The following is a 21,732-nucleotide window of genomic DNA, read 5'->3' as shown; positions in this document are numbered from 1 at the left end:
CACCTCTTCGAGGTGTCCCGGAAAACGCGCTCAACAACAGGACACTCGCAATGAACGCGAAGCCCGGCTTCACCGATTACATCGTCAAGGACATTTCGCTCGCCGATTTCGGCCGCAAGGAGCTCTCGCTCGCCGAGACCGAGATGCCCGGCCTGATGGCCACCCGCGAGGAGTTCGGCCCGAAGCAGCCGCTGAAGGGCGCGCGCATCGCCGGCTCGCTGCACATGACAATTCAGACCGGCGTGCTGATCGAAACGCTGGCCGCGCTCGGCGCCGACATCCGCTGGGTCTCCTGCAACATCTATTCGACGCAGGACCATGCCGCGGCGGCGATCGCGGCCGCCGGCATTCCCGTCTTCGCCGTCAAGGGCGAGACGCTGAAAGATTACTGGGACTACACCGCAAAGCTGTTCGACTGGCACGGCGGCGGTCACCCGAACATGATCCTCGATGATGGCGGCGATGCCACCATGTACGTCCATCTCGGTCTGCGCGCCGAGAACGGCGACACCGCCTTCCTCGACAAGCCCGGCTCCGAGGAAGAGGAAGTCTTCTTCGCGCTGCTGAAGAAGCAGCTCAAGGAAAAGCCGAAGGGCTACTTCGCCGAGATCGCCAAGAGCATCAAGGGCGTTTCCGAAGAGACCACCACGGGCGTGCATCGTCTCTATGACATGCAGAAGGCCGGCACGCTGCTGTGGCCCGCCATCAACGTCAACGACAGCGTCACCAAGTCGAAGTTCGACAACCTCTATGGCTGCCGTGAATCGCTGGTCGACGGCATCCGCCGCGGCACCGACGTGATGATGTCGGGCAAGGTCGCGATGGTCGCCGGCTTCGGCGACGTCGGCAAGGGCTCGGCCGCCTCGCTGCGCCAGGCCGGCTGCCGCGTGATGGTGTCGGAAGTCGATCCGATCTGCGCGCTGCAAGCCGCGATGGAAGGCTACGAGGTCGTGACCATGGAAGACGCCGCGCCCCGCGCCGACATCTTCGTCACCGCGACCGGCAACAAGGACATCATCACCATCGACCACATGCGCGCGATGAAGGATCGCGCCATCGTCTGCAACATCGGCCACTTCGACAACGAGATCCAGATTGCGGGTCTGCGTAACCTGAAGTGGACCAATATCAAGCCGCAGGTCGACGAGATCGAGTTCCCGGACAAGCACCGCATCATCCTGCTGTCGGAAGGCCGTCTCGTGAACCTCGGCAACGCGATGGGCCACCCGTCCTTCGTGATGTCGGCATCCTTCACCAACCAGACGCTGGCGCAGATCGAGCTGTTCGCCAACAACAAGGACGGCAAGTACAAGAAGGAAGTCTACGTGCTGCCGAAGTCGCTCGACGAGAAGGTCGCGCGCCTGCACCTCGCCAAGATCGGCGTCAAGCTCACCGAGCTGCGCAAGGACCAGGCCGACTATATCGGCGTGAAGCAGGAAGGCCCGTACAAGTCGGACCACTACCGCTACTGAGCCGCAGGTTCGGCCGAAGATCGACGCGAAGCCCCGGAGCGATCCGGGGCTTCGTTGTTTCGGCACGTGGAATTCAACTCGCTTTGCAGTTGCAGCACGGTTGATTGCCGATTGACGGCCCGCAGCGGCAGGCGGACAATCCTCCTCGGCGGAGGAAACCATGCAACAAGAACATTTCGACGTGCTGATCGTCGGTGCCGGGCTATCAGGCGTCGGCGCGGGCTATCATTTGCAGACGAAGTGCCCCACCAAGAGTTACGTCATCCTGGAGGGGCGCGACTGCATCGGCGGCACTTGGGACCTGTTTCGCTATCCCGGCATCCGCTCCGACAGCGACATGTTCACGCTCGGCTATTCCTTCAAGCCGTGGACCGATCCGAAGGCGATCGCCGACGGACCGCAGATCCTGAACTATGTGCGCGAGACCGCTAGCGAGAACGGCATCGAGAAGCACATCCGCTTCCGTCATCGCGTCAAGCGCGCGGCGTGGTCGACGCCGGATGCGCGCTGGACCATCGAGGCCGAGCGCATCACGGGCGAGGGCGCGACCGAGCTGGTACGCTTCACCTGCAATTTCCTGTTCATGTGCTCGGGCTATTACAAATACGAAGCGGGCTATATGCCGGAATTCAAGGGCGTTGCCGATTTCGCCGGCCGCATCGTGCATCCGCAGAAATGGACCGAGGACATCGACTATGCGGGCAAGCGCGTCGTCGTGATCGGCTCCGGTGCGACCGCGGTGACGCTGGTGCCGGCGCTCGCCGAGAAAGCGGCGCAGGTCACCATGCTGCAGCGCTCGCCGACCTATGTGGTTTCCCGCCCGGCGCAGGATCCCGTCGCCAACAGACTGCGCGGCAACCTGCCGACGCGGCTGGCATATCATGTCATCCGCTGGCGCAACGTGATGTGGGGGATGTTCTTCTTCCAGCTCAGCCGGCGACGGCCCGCCAAGGTGAAGGACCTCATCCTCAAGGGCGTGCAAATGGCACTTGGGCCCGACTACGACGTCGCGACCCATTTCACGCCGCGCTACAATCCCTGGGATCAGCGGCTGTGCCTCGTGCCCGACGGCGACCTCTTTAAGGCGATCCGCGAAAAACGCGCCGCTGTCATGACCAACGAGATCGACACCTTTACCCGCGACGGCATCCGCCTGAAGGACGGCAGCGAGCTTGCCGCTGACATCATCGTCACGGCGACCGGGCTGGTGCTCCAGGTTGTCGGCGGTCTCGAGGTCAGCGTCGACGGCCGCGCCGTCGATTTCGCCAAGACGCTGACTTACAAGGGCATGATGTACGCCGACGTCCCGAACATGGCCTCGGCCTTCGGCTATACCAACGCGTCCTGGACGCTGAAATGCGATCTCACCTGTGAATATGTCTGCCGGCTCATCAACTACATGGACCGGCACAATTTCCGCCAGTGCATGCCGCACAATGACGACCCTGATATCACCGCGCAGCCGTCGCTCGATTTCACCTCGGGCTATGTGCAGCGCTCGGTCGCGAAAATGCCCAAGCAGGGCTCGAAGCGGCCGTGGCGGCTCTACCAGAACTACGCGCTCGATATCGTGTCGTTGCGCTTCGGCCGGATCGACGACGGCGTGATGCAGTATTCCTGATCACGCCGACGCCTGCCTCTATGCCCTGCGCATGATGAGCGCGAGACCGAGGTCGATCGCGAGCGCGAGCACCACGGCGCCGCCGCCGAGGGCGAATAGCACGAGATAGTCGCCGCCGGTCTGCGCGTAGATCCAGGAGAAGCCGTAGGCGGCGGCTGCCTGGAACAGCGCAAAGCTGCTGGTGGCATGGCTCCATGTCGCGCGCTGCTGCTCGGTGGAGTGCGGCACGAGCTCATGGATGCGTCCGAGCACCAGCGGTACGATCCCCGGCGTGAAGCCGCCGACCACGACGCTCGAGACGATCAGCGAGAGCGGCGCGGTGCTGACGGTGGGCAGCAGCACGGCAGCCGCCTCGATCAGGAATGCCGCGCGCAGGGCCGGACCAAAACCCGAGCGATCGCCGAGATGGCCGGTGACGAGCGGGCCGACGATGGCGCCGAGGCCGTACAGCACCCAGTAGCGCGAGCCCGCGGCAATGCCCTGGCCGAGGCCGCGCGCGACGAAATCGACGATGAAGACCATGTGCGGCACCAAGGCCACCGCGTTGAGGCCGTATTGGACCAGCAGCGCGCGGGCAGCCGGCGAGGTGCGGTGGTGCTTCGCTTGATGCGAAGGCGCAACATCAGCCTTGCCTTCTGCGGGCCAGTTCCACCAGCTCGCGAGCGTGAGCACGGCCGAAAGCACGCCGAGACCATACCAGCTCTGTTGCAAGCCCTGTTGCAGCAACAGCGGCACCAGCGTGCCAGATGCGGCGACGCCGAGGCCAACCCCTGCGAAGATCACGCCGCCGACAATGCCGCGCCGCGCAGCTGACGTGTGCGGCAGAATGACGGAGGCCGACAGCACCATGATGATGCCGCCGGTCAGGCCCGACAGAAAACGCCAGGCGAAGAACCAGGTGAACGATACCGGCGTTGCGCTGGCGAAGAAGGAGAGGGTGGCGAGCAGCATCATCGCCCGCAGCGCGCGGACCGCGCCGATGCGTGCGGCGACAGCGCGCGCCGCGAGCGCGCCGGCGAGATAGCCGGCGAGGTTCGCTGCGCCGAGATAGACGACGTCGGAGGCGCTGAACCATTTTGCGGCGATCAGGGCCGGGATCAGCGGCGTGTAGGAAAACCGGGCGAGGCCAAGCCCGATCAGTGATGCTGACAAGCCCGCCACCGCATAGCGCCAGGTTGATTGCGATGTTGATCCCGGCCGCGGATGCGGCCGGGTCTCGATCTGTTGCTTCATATTCGCGTTGGTCATGTCATCCTCCTGCGCGCACGATGGCGCCCGGATCATCCGGCCTGGGCTGCGCGGCGGCGCCGGAATTCCAGCGCGGGCAGGCCGCCCCAGCCCCAATTGTCGGTGTCGACTTCCTCGATCACGACGAATGTGGATTCGAGCGGCTTGCCGAGCACGTCGCGCAGGAGCTCGCTCGAGCCCTTGATCAGCACCGCCTTCTCCTCCGCGGTGAGCGACGCCGCGCCCGCCATCGTTCCTTCGCGGGTCACTTGAATGGTGACGATAGGCATCGTGCTTCTCCTCGGCCTTAGTGGCCGGCGCTCTGGCCGCCGTCGACATGCAGGATCTCGCCGGTGACGAAGGAGGCACCCTCGAGATAGAGCACGGCATCGACGATGTCGGACATCTCGCCCATATGGCCCACCGGATGCAGCGCGCCGAGCTGCGCGTGCGTCGCGACCGGATGCATCGGCGACTTGATGATGCCGGGCGACACCGCGTTCACGCGGATGCCGCGCCTGGCATATTCGATCGCAAGCGACTTGGTCGCGGCACTCAGCCCGCCCTTGCTCAGCGAGGCCAGCACCGAGGGCACGTTGGAATTGGCCTGATCGACCAGCGTGGTCGTGATCTGCACGATGTGACCCGAACCCTGCTTCTCCATCTCGGCGATTGCGAGCTGCGTGATGTTGAAGAAGCCCGCGACATTGGTGCCCATCACCGCCGCATAGTCCTCGGCCGTGTACTGCGTGAACGGCTTTGCGACGAAGATGCCGGCATTGTTGACCAGCGTGTCGATGCGGCCGAAGCGGGCGATTGCCTGGGAGACAACCCGTTCGGCAGTGCTCTGATCGGCGATGTCGCCGGCAACGGCGAGGACATCGTCATCGCCCGACGGCTTGATCGACCGCGCCGTTGCGACGACGCGGTAGTTGCGATCGCGAAAACCCTGGACCAGGGCGGCGCCGATGCCCTGCGATGCACCGGTGATGATGGCGACCTTCTGCTCGATACCCATGACGGGCTCCTGTTGTTGAACCTGCGCCAGCAACGGCTGGCTTGTCCGCTGAAGTACGCCGCAGCGCCCCGGCTGCGAATACACGTTGTCCGGCAGACACCGTTACGCGGCGCGAGCGAATGCCGGATCGGCGCCCGGCGGAGGTTGTCGCGGCGGGGGCGAACGCCTAGCCTGTCACTCGAATGTGAAGGGGCGGCGCGAAGGCATGGATCGTCTGGATGCGATGAAGGTGTTCGTGGTTGCGGTCGACGAGGGCAGCTTGGCTGCCGCAGGCCGCAAGCTCGGCCGCTCGCCGGCGGCGGTGAGCCGCGCCATCGCCTTCCTTGAGGAGCGCGTCGGCGCCGAGCTGCTGCACCGGACCACGCGGTCGATCAGGCTGAGCGAGGAGGGCGAACGCTATGTCGCGATCTGCCGCCGTGTGCTCACCGAGCTGGAGGAAGCCGACGACATCGCCGCCGGCCCGCGCACGGCGCCGCGCGGCCTGCTCACGATCACCGCTCCCGTTGTCTCGGGCGAGATGGTGCTGCGGCCGATCCTCGACGGCTTTCTCGACGCCTATCCGACCGTGTCGGCAAAGCTGTTGCTGTTCGACCGCGCGGTCAACCTGATCGAGGAGGGGGTCGATATCGCGCTGCGCATCGGTCCTCTTGCGGACTCGGCGATGGTGGCGATGCGGGTCGGCGGGATCAGCCGCATCGTAGTGGCCGCGCCGCGATATCTGAAGCAGCATCCGCGCATCACCGAGCCCGGCGATCTCGCCAAACATCAGATCGTCGCGATGGCGCACCTGCCCAATTCCTGGACCTTTGCGCCGCAGGCGGGGTCGCCCGCCGCCCGCACCGTGCAGTTCACGCCGCGGCTCGTCGTCAACAGCACCTATGCGGCCGTGGCGTCCGCAGTCGCCGGGCGCGGCGTGGTGAGGATGTATTCGTACCAGGTGGCCGAGCAGGTCGCGCGCGGCGAGCTCGAGATCGTGCTGGCCGGCGATGAGGATCCGGAGATGCCGGCGCATCTGATCTGCCCGCAGGGCCGGCTTTCGGTGCCCAAGGTGCGGGCCTTCACCGACTTCGCCGTGCCCCGGCTGAAGAAGCAGTTTGCGCTGCTGACACAGAGCATCAAGGCGCGCTGAGCCACTTCGCGCCTCCGTAATGCGCTGTTTTGCGTATACGGCGGCCCGGCCGAATCGGCGATGGTTCCGGAACGGTTAACGCCGATTTTACGGATGAGTCCTAGCCTGCCTCGGCCGGGGTTATTCGCAAGGCCGAGGTGAGCCCAATGGAAGCCCAGAAGATCGCGGTCGACGCCGTCGTCGCGCTGACCGATTGCGACCGCGACGCCGTCATCTCCTTCATCCGCCGGCTCTATCTCGCCGGCGTCACTGACCCCAAGCGCCTGACCTTCAAGGGCCTCCAGGCGCTGTCGCGGGCTTGATTTGGCCGGTTTCGGCCCTTTCCCAAGTTCCGTGCGAGCGCTCTCCCCAGCGTGATTGCAACCCATCGGCGAATATCTTGCCGCTCGGGCCGCGTCGGGCTACACGACAATCCGGCTGGGTCACTTGGGATTTGGGGAAATGCTGAGACAGCTTTTTGCGCCGCAACTTGTTATTTTGTATGTGCTTGCGGCATCGACAATCTACGTCCACTTCCGCGGCAAGCAGCGGCTGCGCTTCGCGCGCCAGCTTGGCGACCACTCGACCTATCTCGCACCCTACAACGTGCTGATGTATGCGGGCTCCGCCGTGCCGAACAAGCCGGTGATCTCGGTCGATCAGTTTCCGGAGCTGAAGCCGCTCAGCGAGAACTGGGAGACCATTCGCGACGAGGCGGTGCGCCTGTTCGACGAGGGCTTCATCCGCGCGGCGGCGAAGAACAACGACTGGGGCTTCTACTCGTTCTTCAAGAGCGGCTGGAAACGGTTTTACCTGAAATGGTACGACGACTTCCTGCCGTCGGCGAACACGCTGTGCCCGAAGACGGTGGAGCTGCTCAAGTCGATCCCGAGCGTGCACGGCGCGATGTTCGCGATGCTGCCCCCAGGCGGCAAGCTCGGCGCCCACCGCGATCCGTTCGCGGGCTCGCTGCGCTATCACCTCGGCCTCGTCACGCCGAACTCGAACAAGTGCCGCATCCTCGTCGACGGCGTCGAATGCGTCTGGCGCGACGGCGAGGCCTTCATGTTCGACGAGACCTTCATCCACAGCGCGGAGAATGCGACCGACGTCAACCGCATCATCCTGTTCTGCGACGTCGAGCGCCCGATGAAGTACGGCTTCATGACCGCGATCAACCGCTGGGTCAGTCATCACATCGTCAAGGCGTCGGCGACCCAGAACGTCGAGGGCGAGAATGTCGGCGTGCTCAACAAGGTGTTCGGCAAGCTCTACGAGATCCATCTCGGCAGCCGCAAGGTCAAGGAGTGGAACCGCAACGTCTATTACACGCTGAAGTACTCGCTGACGGCGCTGATCCTCGGCCTGATCGTGTTGTCGGCGTTGCGGTAATCCGCCCTACGAGGGAACTCAAAAAGCCCCGGAGTGATTTTCCGGGGCTTTCTTATTATGGATGGGCTCTGGTCGTGATCACACCGGCTTGGCGCCGGTGTTGATGATCGTGCCCACATGCTGCCCGCGCAGCGCCGCGCTGATGCGGCCGGGCACGAGGCCGTTGACGACCTGCACGCGCGCGATGTGGCGTGCATTCGCCATCACCTCGAGGAGCGCGGGATCGAACGGCAGCGTGCCCTTGAGCTTGGCAAGCTCGATGAAGCTGGTCTCCTTCAAGAGCTCAGCCTTCTTGCCATCGGCGCCGTTGGGGTCGTTGGTGTAGACGCCATCGACATCTTCCACGATCGTGAGACCGGCAGCCCCGAGTGCGTCCGCCAGCAGGAAGGCGCCGGTATCGGCCCGATGCAGCGGGATGCGCGTGGTCGGGAATTCGTGATGGTGGTAGGGCGGGAAGGCGCTGCCGACGACCGCGCGGGCCGCCTGGAGGTGGATCGCGAGCTGGCTCGCGATGGTGGGATGCTCGACATAGGAGACGCCCTCCGGCGCGAGCAGGCTTGCGAGGATATGGCCGTTCTGGCCGGCCTCGCTGGCCGCGAGCGGGGCGAGCGAGCCAACGGGAAGGCCGAGGTCGAGGCCGACGCTGTAGAGATGGCGGGCGCGGATGCCGGCCCCGGTCAGGATCAGGAGGCGATACTCGGGCAGCAGCGCGCGCAGCTCGTCGACGAGCGGGAGGATCGCTTCATAGCCGCGGTCCATGACGCGGCCGCCGATCTTGATCACCTGCAGCCAAGGTAGCAGCTTGATCGGGCGGTTGCCGGCGACGGGACGGGTGAGGTCGCTGTCCAGAAGAGTCTGGCGCGCGAGCGGCGAGGCGACGTGCTTGATCTGGTTGGTGTCAGCCATGACGGGGTGCTCTTCAGCTCGCGGTGATGATGGTACCGACGTGCTCGCCCGCGAGCGCGCGGGTGAGATTGCCGGGGACGAGGCCGTTGATGATCTGCACCTCGCGGACATGGCGCGAGGCGGTGAGCAGATCGAGCACCGGGAATTCGAGGATTGAATCCTGCAGGCCCTTCGCCTTCATCTCCGCGACAGAGATTTTCGGGATGAAGGTCGCGTTCTTCGACGTCTTCGGGTTGGCGGTGTAGAGGCCGTTCTCGTCCTTCACATAGATCATCGCCTTGCAGCCGAATTGCTCGGCGACGAGGAAGCAGCCGGCATCGGTGCGGTAGGGCGGGATCACGCCTTCGGCCGCGGGACGCATCCACAGGCTGTAGGGCGGCATGCCGCTGAAGATCACCGCGTTGACCTCGGCAAGGAACAGCGGCACCGACGAAAGTCCCGCGCTCGAGACGGCGGAGATGCCGTGCTTGGCGAGCAGCTGTCCGAGCATCGCGGCGTTCTGGTCGGCAACGGAAGCGCCGAGCTGCGACAGCACGCCGGCCGGCAGGCGAAGCCCGGCCGCGATCGAATAGAGATGCCGCGCGCGCGTGCCGGCGCCGGTGCCGATCAGCAGCTTGTGCGCCTTGCGGGCCGCGACGATCTCCTCGACGACCGGATAGACCGCGGCACGGCCGCGATCGATCATGCTCTGGCCGCCGATCTTGATGACGGTCGCATCCGGGAGGATGCGGAAATCCGAAGCCTTCTCCGTTGCGGCCACAAGCTGCGGGTCGGTGAGCGAGCGCTGCATCAGCAGTGCTTCGAGCTCGGTGGTCGTCGTCGACATCAGAGACACCTCTCGTTGTCAATGCGTTCTCTACGGTGGCCTCGTCGGTCCTGACCGCTGGGGCGAGTCTTGCTGGATAGTTCGGCCCATGGCAACAAGATTGCCAGCATTCAACGGCTGAATTTGGAGCAGGCGAATGGCCTCCTTGCCAACCGCGACCCCCGAGATCATGCAGTTCTTCCGCCAGTGGCTGGAAACCTTCGCCGGCTATGTCCGCGAGGTCGACTACGCCTCGGCGCGACCGCTCTTTCATCCGGACGTGCTGGCCTTCGGCACGCATAACGACGTCATCCCCGGCCTCGACCAATGGGTCAAAACGCAATGGGACAACGTCTGGCCGAAGACGACCGACTTTCGATTCATCCTCGAGCAGGTCTCGATCCTGGCATCCCCCGACGGCACGATGGCGACGGTGATCGCGCCGTGGACGAGCACGGGCTATCATCCCGATGGTAGCGCGTTCCCGCGTCCGGGCCGGGCGACCATGGTGTTTTCGAAAAATGGCGATGGCTGGCTGTGCGTCCATTCGCACATGTCGCTCAACCGCGGCGTCCCCCAGACGTCTCACGCCAACCGGTCCGTGAAGGTCTGGTAGCGGAAATCCAATCCCCGCGCGCGCTCTTACTGATAACGATCGCACGTGGTTGTGGTATGTCTTCATCTCAACTGTTGGGGGGGAGCATGAAGGCGATATCGTACATAGTTGCGAGCCTGGTGCTCGCGACAGCCACAACTGCAATGGTAAGTGCCGCGCCAAAGCACGCGATCCAGGAGGCCACCGATAGCGGCTCGGGATGCTCGGGGACAAGTTGGCCCGGTCTCTCGCCACGCCCGTGCAGATTGCCGGGTGTCACAACCTATAATGAATGCACTAAATTAATCAGGGAACGGACCGGGGCCGGCACCAATACTTGGTGGATATGCTCTAGCGGTCAGTACAAGGAGTGAAAACAGGCATCGCCGTGAAGTCGATTGCGATGCTTTCGCGACGATGCATGTAAAAGCCCCGGAGGTGCGCTCCGGGGCTTTGTCGTTCGAAGCCGCAGCGAGGCGCTATTCCGCCTGACCGATGTTCACCTTCAGCGTGCCGACGCCGTCGACGCCGCATTCGAGCTTGTCGCCGGGCTGGAGCTGCGACACGCCGGCGGGGGTACCCGTCATGATGATGTCGCCGGCGGCGAGCTTCACCTGCTGCGAGAGCTGCCAGATGATCTCGGGCACGTTCCAGATCATCTCATTGAGGTCGCCCTTCTGGGCTTCCTTGCCGTTGACCGTGAGCCAGATCTTGCCCTGCGAGGGGTGGCCGATCTTCGAAGCCGGCTGCACCGCAGAGGCGGGCGCGGAGCCGTCGAACGACTTGCCGATCTCCCACGGACGCTCCTTCTTGCGCGAGGCGATCTGGAGGTCGCGGCGGGTGAGGTCGATGCCGACGGCATAGCCGTAGACGTGGTCCAGCGCCTTGTCGGCGGGAATGTTGAGGCCGCCGCTCTTGAGCGCGACGATCAGCTCGACCTCGTGATGGAAATCCTTGGTCAGCGGCGGATACGGGATGGTGGTGCCGTCGGGCACCAGCATGTCCGCGTGCTTGGCGAAGAAGAACGGCGGGGCACGCTCGTCATTGCCCATCTCGCGGATGTGCTCGAGATAGTTGCGGCCGACGCACCAGATGCGGCGCACGGGATAGCGGCCGGCCTCGCCGACGACGGGAAGCGAAGCCTGGGGCGGAAGCGGGATGACATAGGAGGCGGCGTTCATGGAGCGGTCTCGCTGCTCTTGAGGTTGATGAGGAACTCTATGCGGTTGCGCTGATCGGCGCCAGAGCGCCGGCATCGCGATGTTGCAGCCGGAAGAACGAGGCATAGCGCCCGCCGCGGCGCAGGAGTTCGTCGTGACGGCCCCGCTCGACGATCTCGCCGCCCTCGACCACCACGATGCTGTCGGCGTGCATGATGGTGTGCAGGCGGTGCGCGATCACGATGGTGGTGCGGTTCTGGCAGAGGTGCTCGATCGCCTCCTGCACCTGCCGCTCGGATTCGGAATCGAGCGCGGCGGTGGCTTCGTCCAGGAGGATGATCGGCGCGTTCTTGATCAACGCGCGCGCCACCGCGATGCGCTGGCGCTGGCCGCCCGAGAGCTGCGTGCCGTGCTCGCCGACCGGCGTGTCGTAGCCGAGCGGGAAGCTCATGATGAAATCATGCGCGCAGGCCGCTTTCGCAGCTTCGATGATCTCGGTCTCGCTCGCGCCGGGCTTGCCGAAGGCGATGTTGTTGCGGATGGTGTCGCGGAACAGATAGACGTCCTGGCCGACATAGGCGGTCTGCGCCCGCAGCGACTTGCGCGAGACCGCGCCGATCGACTGGCCGTCGATCACGATGTCGCCTTGCGTCACCTCGTAGAACCGCAGCAGCAATGCCAGCACGGTCGACTTGCCGCCGCCGGAGGGGCCGACCAGCGCGGTGACCTTGCCGGGCTCGGCCACAAAGCTCATGCGGTTGAGGACGGTCTCGCCGTTGCGATAGGAGAAGCTGACGTCGCGCAGCTCGATGCGGGCGTCGGTGAGCTTCAGCGCCGGCTTGTCGTCGTCGGAATGCTCGCTCGCCGGGCTGTCGACGACCTCGAGCAGCATGCGTGCGCCGACCAGCTGGCTGTTGAGATCGATGTTGAGCCGCGCCAGCCGCTTGGCCGGCTCGGTCGCCATCAGGAACGCAGTCATGAATGAGAAGAACGCGCCGGGCGTGGCGTTGAGCGCGACCACGGCATAGCCGCCGTACATCAGGCAGCCGGCGACGGCGAAGCCGCCGAGCATCTCCATCAGCGGGTTCGAGCGGTTGGCGACGCGGGCCATCTTGTTGGCATTGCGCTCGACGATCGCGATGTTCTCGTCGATGCGGCTCTGCATGGTCTGTTCGAGCGTGAACGCCTTGACGGTGCGGATGCCCTGCAGCGATTCCTGCATCGTCTCCATGATGTCGGCGGTACCGGTGAACTGGTTGTAGGCGAGACCCTTGATGCGCTTGACCAGCTTGCGCAGCACCAGCATCGCCGGCGGCACCGCGACGAGGCCGATGAACGTCATCAGCGGATCCTGCCACACCATTACGCCGATCATGGCGAGCAGCATCAGCAAGTCGCGGCCGACGGCGTTGACCAGCATGTTGAGGACGTCGGTGATGGACTTGGCGCCGGCCGTCAGGCGCGCCAGGAATTCGGACGAATGCCGCTCGGAGAAAAAGCCGACGCTCTCGCGCATCAACTTGGCGAACAGCTGGCGCTGGTTGGTGGCAAGGATCGCGTTGCTGATCTTGGTCAGGATCACCATGTGGCCGTAGGTCGCCACGCCCTTGATGAAGAGCAGGATCACAGTGATGCCGGAGAACATCGCGATGCCCGGGACGTTCTTGTCGACATAGGCCTGGTTGATGACCTGGCCGAGCACATAGGTCGCAGCCGCGGTCGCGCCGGCGGCGAGCGCCATCAGCGAAAAGGCAACCAGGTAGCGCCGCCAGTAGACGACGCCCTGTTCCATGACCAGGCGGCGAATCAGGACCGCTGCCGCATAGGGATCGTCAGTGATTTTCTTTGGAAACTGGGCCATCCGGTGTCCATTGACGGCGCAGGGAAAAGCCTGCCTGCGCGTCAGGGATCGAATGGCCTCTGTGCCCGCTAAAGCTCCGCTTTTCAAGTCCAATTAAGGACTTGTGCGGGGATGGATTTTAGGCCGAGGCGGCGTGGCGGACTTCGCCATGGCGCTCGCGGAACAGCTTGTCCTCCCAGGCCAGCGCGTGGGCCGCGATGGTCTCGAGGTCGTCATATTGCGGCTTCCAGTCGAGCAGGCCGCGGATGCGGCTGGTGTCGGCGACCATGGTCATGATGTCGCCGGGCCGGCGCGGGGCGTATTGCACGGCGAAGCTGCGGCCTGAAACCCGGCGCACCGCGTCGATGGTCTCCAGCACCGAATAGCCGCGGCCATAGCCGCAATTCAGCGTGGTCGAGGCGCCGCCGTTGCGCAGGTACGCCAGGGCCGAGCGATGCGCCTGCGAGAGGTCGCTGACGTGGATGAAGTCGCGGATGCAACTGCCGTCCGGAGTCGGATAGTCGGTGCCGAACACGTCGATCTTGGCGCGCTGGCCGGTCGCAGCCTCCACCGCGATCTTGAGCAGGTGCGTGGCGCCGACGGTGGCAAGGCCGATGCGCGCCTGCGGATCGGCGCCGGCGACATTGAAGTACCGCAAGGTCACGTACTGCATGCCGAAGGCGGCGGCGACGTCGTGCAGCATGATCTCGGTCATCAGCTTCGAGGAGCCGTAAGGCGACAGCGGCCGCGTCGGCGCGTGCTCGGGCACCGGCACCTGGTCCGGATTACCGTAGACCGCGGCGGTCGAGGAGAAGATGAAGCGGCCGATGCCGCGCTTGACCGCGACGTTGAGCAGATTGCGCGCGGTCATGAAATTGTTGCGGTAATAGCCGAGCGGATCGCGCATCGAATCCGGCACGACGACCGAGCCGGCGAAATGGATGATGCTCTCGATGTCGTGCTGGGCGATCACGCCTTCGAGCAGGTTCTCGTCGCCGGCATCGCCAATGAACAGGGGCACGCCTTCGGGCAGGTAAGCGGAGAAACCGGTCGAGAGATCGTCGATCACGACGACATCCTCGCCGGCTTCCGCCAGCGCCAGAACCGTGTGACTTCCGATATAGCCGGCACCGCCGGTGACTAACACAGTCATGATCTCACCCGTCTTCGATCAACGCGGGATGCTAGCGTTTGCGTGGTGAAGAGGGGGTATCGGCGCGGCCGAACTGGTCACTATGCTTAATGTTGCGTATAGGGACTTTGCGAAACGGAGTGTGACGTGGCGAATTCCCCCGGCGATCTCGAACTGATCGTGCCAAATCTGCACAGGCGCTATTCCGGGGTCACCGCGACCAACCGGATGGTGGCGCCGCGGCTCGCGAAACTGTTTCGCGCCGCCTGGTTCGGCACCGACGCGCCGGAGGGGATCGCACGGATGAGCGGTGCCGATCTCCTGAAATTGTGGCGGCGCAGAAGGCCGCTGATCTGGCATGCGCGGCGCAACAACGAGATGATCGCAGGCGTCGTGCTGCGCGCGCTCGGCTGGCCGCTCAAGCTCGTCTTCACCTCGGCCGCGCAGCGGCATCACACCTGGATCACGCGCTGGCTGATCCGCCGCATGGACGCGATCATCGCGACGAGCGACATCTCGGCCTCGTTCCTGAAGGTGAAGTCCAGCGTGATCCCGCATGGCGTCGACACCGACGTCTATGCGCCGCCGATCGATCGCGCTGCTGCCTTCGCGGAAGCCGCGCTGCCGGGTCGCTACGCCATCGGCTGCTTCGGCCGCGTCCGCGCGCAGAAGGGCACCGACCTGTTCGTCGATGCGATTTGCCGCCTCTTGCCGCGCTATCCGGATTTCACCGCCGTCATCGTCGGCCAGATCACGCCGGAGCAGACGCCGTTCGCAAATGACCTGAAGAAGCGCATCGAGGCCGCCGGCCTGCAATCGCGCATCATCATCACCGGCGAATTGCCGATCGAGGACGTGCAGCGCTGGTATCAGCGGCTGACCATCTACGCCTTCACCTCGCGCAACGAAGGCTTTGGCCTGACCCTGATCGAGGCGATGGCGACTGGCAGCGCACTGGTCGCCGCCCGCGCCGGCGCCGCCGAGCTCGTGGTTGAGGATGGCGTGACCGGCGTGCTGATCCCGACCGGTGACGCTGATGCGTTAGCTGCGGCCGTGGAGCCGTTGATGCGCGATGTGGCGGCCGCAACGGCGATGGGCGAGCGTGGGCGGGCACGGGTGCTCGATCAATTCAGCCTCGATGCGGAAGCAAAGCGGATCGGCGAGGTCTATCGGCCGCTGCTGTGAGCCATCGTTTTCACCGGCCGCAAACGAGAAGTTCGAAAACAACCCCATGCACAGTAGCCGGTGCCAGCAGAATCAATGGCTTGTGATCGGCGAATGCGGATTTTACGAAATCCCGTTGACTCGTCGGGCAAAACACCGGCATGATGTCATCATCGGCACCGCCTCGACGGCCGTGCGCAGTCAGCTTCACATTGGGCAGCGCACATACGGCATTTGCACCGGCACCGGGTCCTTTGAGCTGAGCGTGATGTTGTTTTCGCCGGAGAATGTCAGATCGAATGTCACGTCTGAAATCGAGACGCCGTCCGAGCACGACGCGATCAGCCGCATGTTTGGCCCATCTTCGCGCAATGATCTGACGGTGCATTTTTCAAATGTGCCGGTGATTTGCTTGCCCTGGACGATCAAGCCGCCGGCGTGGAGATCGGCATCTTTCTTGAAGGCGAGCTTGTCGTTCTCTTTGGTGAACATTTGGCCACAGGCCGAGGCGTCGATCGACCAGGCTCCATTCAAATCCGCAGCCTGTATCGCGGCCGATTGCGTCACGAGAAGTAATACCGTCACCAGTGGATTGAAGGTCCTCATGAAACTCTCCGACTAGAGGGGCAAGGTCGCACAATCAGCCTCTTCGATGCAGCGCGCAGTAAGACGTGGTCCTTCGTATCGGGCGTGATCGATGTGACCCCGGTTCAGCCCCGGCAAGTGACAGCTGCGCTGCCCTTTCTCCGCCATGCGCTCGAATGTCTTTGCGCCTCGGTGTCTTCCGAACTGACGGGCGTTCGATCATCATGGCAAGGATTATGCGCCGCAGCCTGTGTTCTCTTGATCTGGATCAATCCTGAAGTTGCCTGTCTGCTACGGCACCAAATATGGCGCGCGGCAATACTTCGACTGGTTCAAATACGAGTTCTGGCGCTTCGTGTTCGTCCAGCACGAGGTCGAGAAGTTGGCAATGACCGCGATTGCATTTCCGCCGATGCAGAAGGGCGCGAGCTTCAACCTCGATGCCGTCAAGGCCAAAATCGAGGCTGCAAGAACGGCGATGGCAAAATGAGCTGTGTTGACGATCGTCATGAATGGGGCGGCCCGGATACGGGCCGGCCAGCGCCCTGAGGCGACGTGCAGCAATGTTGGCTGGGAGCCAGGCGGTCCCGACTCAAGCGCGATGAGATCAGGGTGGAGCGTCATCGCGCTTCAGTTTGCTGTTTGAGCACGATCCCCGAGCACCCGCTGCGCAATCTCCACCACCTCGCTCGCCGCGATGTCCCGCATGCAGCGGTGGTCGTTCATCTTGCAGATCGTACGTTGGCAGGGCTGGCAGGACAACACGCTCTTGTCCTGCACCACGGTTGCGGCAAGGCCGTTCAGGGGGGCCCAGAGATAGGGGCTGGTTGGGCCGAAAATGCCCATGGTGGGCGTACCCAAGGCGGCGGCGATATGCATCAGGCCGGAATCGTTGGTGATGGCGACGCCGGCGGCGGCCATGGCGAGGACGCCGTTACGCAGATCGTTGCCGGTGAGGTCGCGGACGCCAGACCCGCCCGCCGCGACGATCTCCTGGGCGAGGCCCTTTTCGGCGGGGCCGCCGACCACCCAGACCTCGAGCCCGCGCTCGGCCAGCAGCCGGGCGGCTTGCGGATAATAGGTCCAGCGCTTGGAGACGCCGACCGAGCCGGGGGCCAGCGCCACGGCGGCGCCGGCGCTTAGCCCATTGGCCTCGCGCCAGCGGGCAATCTCCTCGGCCGGGACCCGCAGTTGCGGCACCGGCCATTCCGGGGGCAGGGGCGCGCCGACGGGCTGGGCCAGGGCGGCATTCTCGTCGATGAAACGGGGCAGCTTTCTTTCACCCCAGCGCCAGTGGTTGATCAGTCCGAACCGGAACTCGCCGACCCAGCCCACTCGTTCGGGGATGCCGGCCAGGGTCGGCGCAATGGCCGCCTTCCAGGTTCGGGGCAGCACCAGGGCCGTGCCGTAGTTTTCCGCGCGCAGCAGCTTTGCCAGGCCGAACTGGCGGCGCACCGCGAGCCGGCTGCGCGGCAGGTCCCAGACGATGCCGCGGCGGACCCCGGGCATGTAATCCACCAGCGGGGCGCACAGGGTCGTGGTCAGGAGGTCGACCGGCCGGTTCGGCCAGCGCTCCTTCAGCACCCGGACCACGGTGTGATTCCGGACGAAATCGCCGATCCACATGTAGGGAATGATCAGGATCGGGCGCGTGTCGTCCGGATCTGCATCTCCACTAAGTTGCGAATCAATGTTCATTCGTTAATAGGACCGCGACGAGCTTGGTATGGCGGTTCGGTTAGCCGCTCCAGGCCGGCAGGTAAAGCCGGGGACAGCGCCGATCCAAAACCGCTTACACTTTGGTGGATCATGCGCTAGGGCAGGATCGGGCCGCAAAAATCGGGCAGGTAGGTGGAATGTTGCTGGTGACCGGCGGGGCCGGTTTTATCGGATCGAATGTCGTGGCCGCGCTCAATGACGCCGGCCGCAGCGACGTCGTGGTCTGCGATCTGCTCGGCAATGACGGCAAGTGGCGGAATCTCGCCAAGCGCCAGCTTGTGGATATCGTCCCCCCAGTCGAGCTGCTCGACTGGCTGAAGGGCCGCAAGCTCGACGCCGTGATCCATCTCGGGGCCATTTCCGAGACCACCGCGACCGACGGCGATCTCGTGTTCGAGACCAACTTCCGCATGTCGATGCGTCTTCTGGACTGGTGCACGGCCGGCGCTGTGCCGTTCATCTACGCGTCCTCGGCGGCGACCTATGGCGATGGCGAGGCCGGTTTTGACGACGACGCCTCGTTGCCGGCACTGAAAAAGCTACGGCCGATGAATCTGTACGGCTGGAGCAAGCACATGTTCGATCTCGCGGTCGCCGGGCGCGTAGCGAACGGCGATCCGCTCCCGCCGCAATGGGCAGGGCTGAAATTCTTCAACGTGTTCGGCCCGAACGAGTACCACAAGGGTACGATGATGGGCGTGCTGGCGCGCCGCTTCGATGACGTCAAAGCGGGCCGTGCCGTGCAGCTGTTCAAGTCACACCGCGAGGGCATCGCCGACGGCGATCAGCGCCGCGACTTCATCTATGTCGACGACGTCGTCCGGGTCGTCATGTGGCTGCTGGCGACGCCATCGGTGTCCGGCCTTTTCAACGTCGGAACCGGCAAGGCGCGCAGTTTCAGGGATCTGATGTTGGCCGCCTATGCCGCGCTCGGCACCAGGCCCAACATCGAATATGTCGACATGCCCGAGAGCATCCGCAACGCTTACCAGTACTTCACCCAGAGCAAGGTCGATCGCCTGCACCGCGCCGGCTACAACGGCGGCTTCACGCCGCTCGAGGATGCGGTGAAGGCCTATGTCGGGGATTACCTCGACCGGCCTGACCGCTTCCGCTGAGATTTCAGGACCCATGGCGACGCCCATTCTCGATTTCGATGCCCTCGCGCAAACCATCTCAGGCCGAACGGTGCTGTGCATCGGCGACATCATGCTGGACGAGTTCGTCTATGGCGAGGTGTCGCGGATTTCTCCGGAAGCGCCGACGCCCGTGATCGCGGCACAGCGCAGCGAGATCCATATCGGCGGCGCCGGCAACGTCGCGCGCAATGTCGCCTCGCTCGGCGCGCGCTGCGTCTTCGTCGGCCTGGTCGGCGAGGACGATGCAGGCAAGCGGCTCGCTTCCGCGCTGGCCGAATATCCCGGCATCGAAAGCGCGCTGGTGTGCGATCCGTCGCGGCCGACCACGCGAAAAGTCCGCTTCGTCTCCGAGCATTTCTCCACCCATATGCTGCGTGCGGATTGGGAGCAGGCGCTAGCTGCCTCCGATGACATCGAGACCAGGCTGATCGAAACGATCCTGCCGCTGATCGCGCGCGCCGACATCGTGCTGCTCTCCGACTACGCCAAGGGCGTGCTGACCGCGCGCGTGATCCGCCACACCGTCGATGCGGCGCGACAAGCCGGCAAGCCCGTGATCGTCGATCCCAAGAGCCTGAACTGGGCGATCTATCGCGGCGCGACGCTGCTCACGCCCAATCGCAAGGAATTTGCGGAGGCGACGCGAAGCCGAGCCGACTCGCCGCAAGACATCGTCGATGCCAGCGAGGACGTGATGCGGCTCGCCGATTGCGAGGCGATCCTGGTCACGCAGGGCGAACGCGGCATGACGCTGGTGCCGCGGAATGGCGAGGCGGTTCATGTTCCGGCCTTCCCAGTGAAGGTGCGCGACGTCTCCGGCGCCGGCGACACCGTCGTCGCGGCGCTCGCGGTCTCGCTCGCTGCGGGTGCGGACTGGGACACGGCGCTGCGCATGGCCAGTGCGGCAGCGGCCGTTGCCGTCGGTAAGCAGGGCACCGCCAGCGTCAGCGCGGCCGAGCTGCGGCGCAAGATCCTGCCGCATGCTTATCTTGCGGCCGAGGAGAAGATCGTGCTCGAGCCGGGCGCGCTCGATGCGCAGCTCGCCGAATGGCGGCGGCAGGATCAGCGGATCGGCTTCACCAATGGCTGCTTCGACATCCTGCATCCCGGCCATGTCAAGGTGCTCACTGCGGCGCGCGCCGCCTGCGATCGCCTGATCGTCGGCCTCAACAGCGACGCCTCGGTGCGGCGGCTGAAGGGCGCCGATCGTCCGGTGCAGGACGAACGCGCGCGCGCGGAAGTGCTGGCCGCGCTCGAAGCCGTCGATCTCGTCGTCATCTTCGAGGAGGACACGCCGATCGACCTGATCACCCGCATCAAGCCGAGCGCGCTGGTGAAAGGCGGCGACTACACCCGCGAGCAGGTGGTCGGCCATGAGGTCGTCGAGGCCGCGGGCGGGGTGGTCGTGCTGGTCGACATCCTCCAGGGTTTCAGCACGACGGCGCTGGTCCACCGCGCGCGGGGAGGAGCCAAGTGACCGCTCAAGCGACCGGCCGGGCGACGGCGCCGCCCGGGGAGACGACCACCCAGATGCTGTCGCGGCGCTTGCGCAGCCCGGCCGCCTGGAGCGAGACGGCCGACCTGTTCGCGATCCTGACCGTGGTCGCGCTGCCCTGGTCGACCTCGCTCACGGCGATCTTCAACGTCGCGTTCCTGATCTGCATGGTGCCGTTCCTCGACGTCAGGGCATTCCTGCAATCGCTGACGCGTCCGATTTGCGCGGCGCCGATCGCGCTGGTGCTGCTCGCGCTGGCGGGCACGCTGTGGTCGGAAGCGGACTGGGGCGCGCGCCTCTATGCGCTCAGTCCGACCGCCAAGCTGCTCGTGCTGCCGGCGCTGCTCTATCATTTCGAGCGCTCGCCGCGCGGAGACCGGATCTTCATCGCCTTCCTGGTGTCCTGCGCGCTTTTGTCGGTGATGTCCTGGCTGGTCGCCTTCTATCCCGATCTGACGCTCAAGCCCGACCACTCCGAACGCGGCATCTTCGTCAAGAACTACATCAACCAGAGCCAGGAATTCACGCTGTGCGCGGTCGGACTCGCTTATCCGATCGTGATGCTGCTTCGCCAGAAACGCTATTGGTTCGCAGGCTTGCTGACTGCGCTGGCGCTGAGCTTCTTCGTCAACATGGCTTTCGTGGTGGTGTCGCGCACCGCGCTCGTCACCGTTCCGATCATGTTCGGTGTGTTCGCGCTGCTGCACCTGCGATGGCGCAGCATCGCGATCATCGTTGCGGCGCTGCTCGTCGGCGCCGTTCTCGCCTGGCAGACCTCGTCGCAATTGCGCAAGACCGTCGAGACCTTTGCCAGCGACTACACGCGCTACAAGGAAAAGGGCGAGCCGACTTCGGCGGGCCTGCGGCTCGAATTCTGGCGGAAATCCCTCGGCTTTTTCGCGGAAGCGCCGATCAAGGGGCACGGCACCGGCTCGACGCGCCGGCTGTTCGAGCAGGTCGCGACACCCGGTGGCGGGTACCTCGCGTCCGCCGAGGTGATCGGCAATCCGCATAATCAGACGCTGAACGTCGCCGTACAATGGGGGGGCATCGGCATCGTCATCCTCTACGCGATCTGGATCCTGCATCTGCGCCTGTTTCGCGGCGACGGGCTCGCCAACTGGGTCGGCCTGCTGGTCGTGGTCCAGAACGTCTTCACCTCGCTGTTCAACTCCCATCTGTTCGACTATCACGAGGGCTGGATGTACGTGATCGGCGTCGGCGTCGCCGGCGGCATGGCGATCCGGGCACAACAGGCCGAGGCGAAGCTGGGGGAAGCCGGTTCCTGAACGGCCGCGTGACTGGCAACTCCCGCGGAGATGGGTTATCAGCGCGGATCAGGTTGCACCTAGCT

20 protein-coding genes and 1 pseudogene are annotated in these 21,732 nt (G+C 64.7%); 11 read left to right on the top strand and 10 right to left on the bottom strand.

Going from position 1 to position 21,732, the window contains the following annotated elements; all coding sequences use genetic code 11:
- Positions 1-50 precede the first annotated feature (50 nt).
- Positions 51-1,472, top strand: a complete 1,422-nt coding sequence (gene ahcY, locus WN72_RS32420; RefSeq protein ID WP_027564898.1) for an adenosylhomocysteinase — start codon at positions 51-53, stop codon at positions 1,470-1,472.
- 160 nt (positions 1,473-1,632) lie between these two features.
- Positions 1,633-3,093, top strand: a complete 1,461-nt coding sequence (locus tag WN72_RS32415) for a flavin-containing monooxygenase (protein ID WP_092213243.1) — start codon at positions 1,633-1,635, stop codon at positions 3,091-3,093.
- Positions 3,094-3,111: 18 nt separating this feature from the next.
- Here the strand turns inward: WN72_RS32415 and WN72_RS32410 are convergent, their stop codons facing one another.
- From WN72_RS32410 to WN72_RS32400, 3 genes are read right to left on the bottom strand one after another with little or no spacing between them, the layout of a single operon-like run.
- Positions 3,112-4,341 (bottom strand): YbfB/YjiJ family MFS transporter, encoded by a 1,230-nt coding sequence (locus WN72_RS32410; RefSeq protein WP_167380642.1) that lies wholly within the window; start codon positions 4,339-4,341, stop codon positions 3,112-3,114.
- A 32-nt stretch (positions 4,342-4,373) separates the two neighbouring features.
- Positions 4,374-4,610: a tautomerase family protein gene (locus WN72_RS32405; RefSeq protein WP_092213247.1), complete on the bottom strand. Its 237-nt coding sequence runs from the start codon at positions 4,608-4,610 to the stop codon at positions 4,374-4,376.
- Between the two features lie 17 nt (positions 4,611-4,627).
- Complete coding sequence (locus WN72_RS32400) at positions 4,628-5,338, bottom strand: SDR family NAD(P)-dependent oxidoreductase (protein WP_092213249.1); 711 nt, start codon at positions 5,336-5,338, stop codon at positions 4,628-4,630.
- Between the two features lie 205 nt (positions 5,339-5,543).
- Here WN72_RS32400 and WN72_RS32395 point away from each other — a divergent pair, with 205 nt between their 5' ends.
- The 3 genes from WN72_RS32395 (at position 5,544) to WN72_RS32385 (ending at position 7,838) form a co-directional block, all read left to right on the top strand.
- Positions 5,544-6,467, top strand: a complete 924-nt coding sequence (locus WN72_RS32395; RefSeq protein ID WP_092213251.1) for a LysR family transcriptional regulator — start codon at positions 5,544-5,546, stop codon at positions 6,465-6,467.
- Positions 6,468-6,613: 146 nt separating this feature from the next.
- The gene (locus WN72_RS32390; protein WP_167380643.1) at positions 6,614-6,769 is read left to right on the top strand and encodes a hypothetical protein; all 156 of its coding nucleotides are present in this window, start codon (positions 6,614-6,616) and stop codon (positions 6,767-6,769) included.
- Between the two features lie 139 nt (positions 6,770-6,908).
- Positions 6,909-7,838, top strand: coding sequence for an aspartyl/asparaginyl beta-hydroxylase domain-containing protein (locus tag WN72_RS32385; RefSeq protein ID WP_092213253.1), 930 nt, complete (start codon positions 6,909-6,911; stop codon positions 7,836-7,838).
- A gap of 78 nt (positions 7,839-7,916) precedes the next feature.
- Here the strand turns inward: WN72_RS32385 and WN72_RS32380 are convergent, their stop codons facing one another.
- Together WN72_RS32380 and WN72_RS32375 are read right to left on the bottom strand one after the other, a co-directional pair.
- A complete protein-coding gene (locus WN72_RS32380; RefSeq protein ID WP_092213255.1) occupies positions 7,917-8,744 on the bottom strand; it encodes an amino acid kinase family protein in 828 nt (275 codons plus the stop codon).
- Positions 8,745-8,757: 13 nt separating this feature from the next.
- Positions 8,758-9,570: an amino acid kinase family protein gene (locus WN72_RS32375; RefSeq protein ID WP_092213257.1), complete on the bottom strand. Its 813-nt coding sequence runs from the start codon at positions 9,568-9,570 to the stop codon at positions 8,758-8,760.
- A 136-nt stretch (positions 9,571-9,706) separates the two neighbouring features.
- Between WN72_RS32375 and WN72_RS32370 the strand changes: the two genes are divergently transcribed.
- Positions 9,707-10,165, top strand: coding sequence for a YybH family protein (locus WN72_RS32370; RefSeq protein ID WP_092213259.1), 459 nt, complete (start codon positions 9,707-9,709; stop codon positions 10,163-10,165).
- A 458-nt stretch (positions 10,166-10,623) separates the two neighbouring features.
- On the opposite strand, the gene WN72_RS32365 is transcribed toward WN72_RS32370, so the two are convergent.
- The 3 genes from WN72_RS32365 to galE form a co-directional block, all read right to left on the bottom strand.
- Positions 10,624-11,325 (bottom strand): fumarylacetoacetate hydrolase family protein, encoded by a 702-nt coding sequence (locus tag WN72_RS32365; RefSeq protein WP_027564889.1) that lies wholly within the window; start codon positions 11,323-11,325, stop codon positions 10,624-10,626.
- 37 nt (positions 11,326-11,362) lie between these two features.
- The gene (locus WN72_RS32360) at positions 11,363-13,165 is read right to left on the bottom strand and encodes an ABC transporter ATP-binding protein (RefSeq protein ID WP_092213261.1); all 1,803 of its coding nucleotides are present in this window, start codon (positions 13,163-13,165) and stop codon (positions 11,363-11,365) included.
- A 118-nt stretch (positions 13,166-13,283) separates the two neighbouring features.
- Positions 13,284-14,297, bottom strand: coding sequence for a UDP-glucose 4-epimerase GalE (gene galE / locus WN72_RS32355; protein WP_027564887.1), 1,014 nt, complete (start codon positions 14,295-14,297; stop codon positions 13,284-13,286).
- A gap of 126 nt (positions 14,298-14,423) precedes the next feature.
- On the opposite strand from galE, the gene WN72_RS32350 reads away from it, so the two are divergent.
- Complete coding sequence (locus WN72_RS32350; protein ID WP_092213263.1) at positions 14,424-15,461, top strand: glycosyltransferase family 4 protein; 1,038 nt, start codon at positions 14,424-14,426, stop codon at positions 15,459-15,461.
- 186 nt (positions 15,462-15,647) lie between these two features.
- On the opposite strand, the gene WN72_RS32345 is transcribed toward WN72_RS32350, so the two are convergent.
- The gene (locus WN72_RS32345; protein ID WP_027564885.1) at positions 15,648-16,046 is read right to left on the bottom strand and encodes a hypothetical protein; all 399 of its coding nucleotides are present in this window, start codon (positions 16,044-16,046) and stop codon (positions 15,648-15,650) included.
- Between the two features lie 274 nt (positions 16,047-16,320).
- Here WN72_RS32345 and WN72_RS32340 point away from each other — a divergent pair.
- Positions 16,321-16,515, top strand: a pseudogene (locus tag WN72_RS32340) (arylsulfatase); the annotation flags it as partial.
- A 140-nt stretch (positions 16,516-16,655) separates the two neighbouring features.
- Here WN72_RS32340 and waaF read toward each other — a convergent pair.
- On the bottom strand, positions 16,656-17,723 hold the full coding sequence (gene waaF, locus WN72_RS32335) for a lipopolysaccharide heptosyltransferase II (RefSeq protein ID WP_092213265.1): 1,068 nt from the start codon (positions 17,721-17,723) through the stop codon (positions 16,656-16,658).
- 158 nt (positions 17,724-17,881) lie between these two features.
- Between waaF and rfaD the strand changes: the two genes are divergently transcribed.
- From rfaD to WN72_RS32320, 3 genes are read left to right on the top strand one after another with little or no spacing between them, the layout of a single operon-like run.
- On the top strand, positions 17,882-18,862 hold the full coding sequence (gene rfaD / locus WN72_RS32330; RefSeq protein WP_092213267.1) for an ADP-glyceromanno-heptose 6-epimerase: 981 nt from the start codon (positions 17,882-17,884) through the stop codon (positions 18,860-18,862).
- Positions 18,863-18,875: 13 nt separating this feature from the next.
- Entirely contained in the window at positions 18,876-20,360 is a 1,485-nt protein-coding gene (gene rfaE1, locus WN72_RS32325; protein ID WP_092213269.1) for a D-glycero-beta-D-manno-heptose-7-phosphate kinase, read from the top strand.
- A 53-nt stretch (positions 20,361-20,413) separates the two neighbouring features.
- Positions 20,414-21,667, top strand: coding sequence for an O-antigen ligase family protein (locus WN72_RS32320; protein ID WP_092213772.1), 1,254 nt, complete (start codon positions 20,414-20,416; stop codon positions 21,665-21,667).
- The last annotated feature ends 65 nt before the right edge of the window (positions 21,668-21,732 follow it).

Origin of the sequence: Bradyrhizobium arachidis, from assembly GCF_015291705.1 — a bacterium.
Lineage (GTDB): Bacteria > Pseudomonadota > Alphaproteobacteria > Rhizobiales > Xanthobacteraceae > Bradyrhizobium > Bradyrhizobium arachidis.
Note: the sequence above shows the minus strand (reverse complement) of the source record. Positions and strands in the feature narration are given on the sequence as shown.

Excerpts from the sequence above, each read along its gene's own strand:
- WN72_RS32390 (WP_167380643.1), top strand. The coding sequence starts at position 6,614 with ATGGAAGCCCAGAAGATCGCGGTCGACGCCGTCGTCGCGCTGACCGAT.
- WN72_RS32360 (WP_092213261.1), bottom strand. The coding sequence starts at position 13,165 with ATGGCCCAGTTTCCAAAGAAAATCACTGACGATCCCTATGCGGCAGCG.
- WN72_RS32395 (WP_092213251.1), top strand. The coding sequence starts at position 5,544 with ATGGATCGTCTGGATGCGATGAAGGTGTTCGTGGTTGCGGTCGACGAG.
- WN72_RS32345 (WP_027564885.1), bottom strand. The coding sequence starts at position 16,046 with ATGAGGACCTTCAATCCACTGGTGACGGTATTACTTCTCGTGACGCAA.
- WN72_RS32380 (WP_092213255.1), bottom strand. The coding sequence starts at position 8,744 with ATGGCTGACACCAACCAGATCAAGCACGTCGCCTCGCCGCTCGCGCGC.
- WN72_RS32405 (WP_092213247.1), bottom strand. The coding sequence starts at position 4,610 with ATGCCTATCGTCACCATTCAAGTGACCCGCGAAGGAACGATGGCGGGC.
- waaF (WP_092213265.1), bottom strand. The coding sequence starts at position 17,723 with ATGAACATTGATTCGCAACTTAGTGGAGATGCAGATCCGGACGACACG.
- WN72_RS32385 (WP_092213253.1), top strand. The coding sequence starts at position 6,909 with ATGCTGAGACAGCTTTTTGCGCCGCAACTTGTTATTTTGTATGTGCTT.
- WN72_RS32365 (WP_027564889.1), bottom strand. The coding sequence starts at position 11,325 with ATGAACGCCGCCTCCTATGTCATCCCGCTTCCGCCCCAGGCTTCGCTT.
- WN72_RS32370 (WP_092213259.1), top strand. The coding sequence starts at position 9,707 with ATGGCCTCCTTGCCAACCGCGACCCCCGAGATCATGCAGTTCTTCCGC.
- WN72_RS32320 (WP_092213772.1), top strand. The coding sequence starts at position 20,414 with ATGCTGTCGCGGCGCTTGCGCAGCCCGGCCGCCTGGAGCGAGACGGCC.
- WN72_RS32400 (WP_092213249.1), bottom strand. The coding sequence starts at position 5,338 with ATGGGTATCGAGCAGAAGGTCGCCATCATCACCGGTGCATCGCAGGGC.
- rfaD (WP_092213267.1), top strand. The coding sequence starts at position 17,882 with ATGTTGCTGGTGACCGGCGGGGCCGGTTTTATCGGATCGAATGTCGTG.
- galE (WP_027564887.1), bottom strand. The coding sequence starts at position 14,297 with ATGACTGTGTTAGTCACCGGCGGTGCCGGCTATATCGGAAGTCACACG.
- WN72_RS32415 (WP_092213243.1), top strand. The coding sequence starts at position 1,633 with ATGCAACAAGAACATTTCGACGTGCTGATCGTCGGTGCCGGGCTATCA.
- WN72_RS32410 (WP_167380642.1), bottom strand. The coding sequence starts at position 4,341 with ATGACCAACGCGAATATGAAGCAACAGATCGAGACCCGGCCGCATCCG.
- WN72_RS32375 (WP_092213257.1), bottom strand. The coding sequence starts at position 9,570 with ATGTCGACGACGACCACCGAGCTCGAAGCACTGCTGATGCAGCGCTCG.
- rfaE1 (WP_092213269.1), top strand. The coding sequence starts at position 18,876 with ATGGCGACGCCCATTCTCGATTTCGATGCCCTCGCGCAAACCATCTCA.
- ahcY (WP_027564898.1), top strand. The coding sequence starts at position 51 with ATGAACGCGAAGCCCGGCTTCACCGATTACATCGTCAAGGACATTTCG.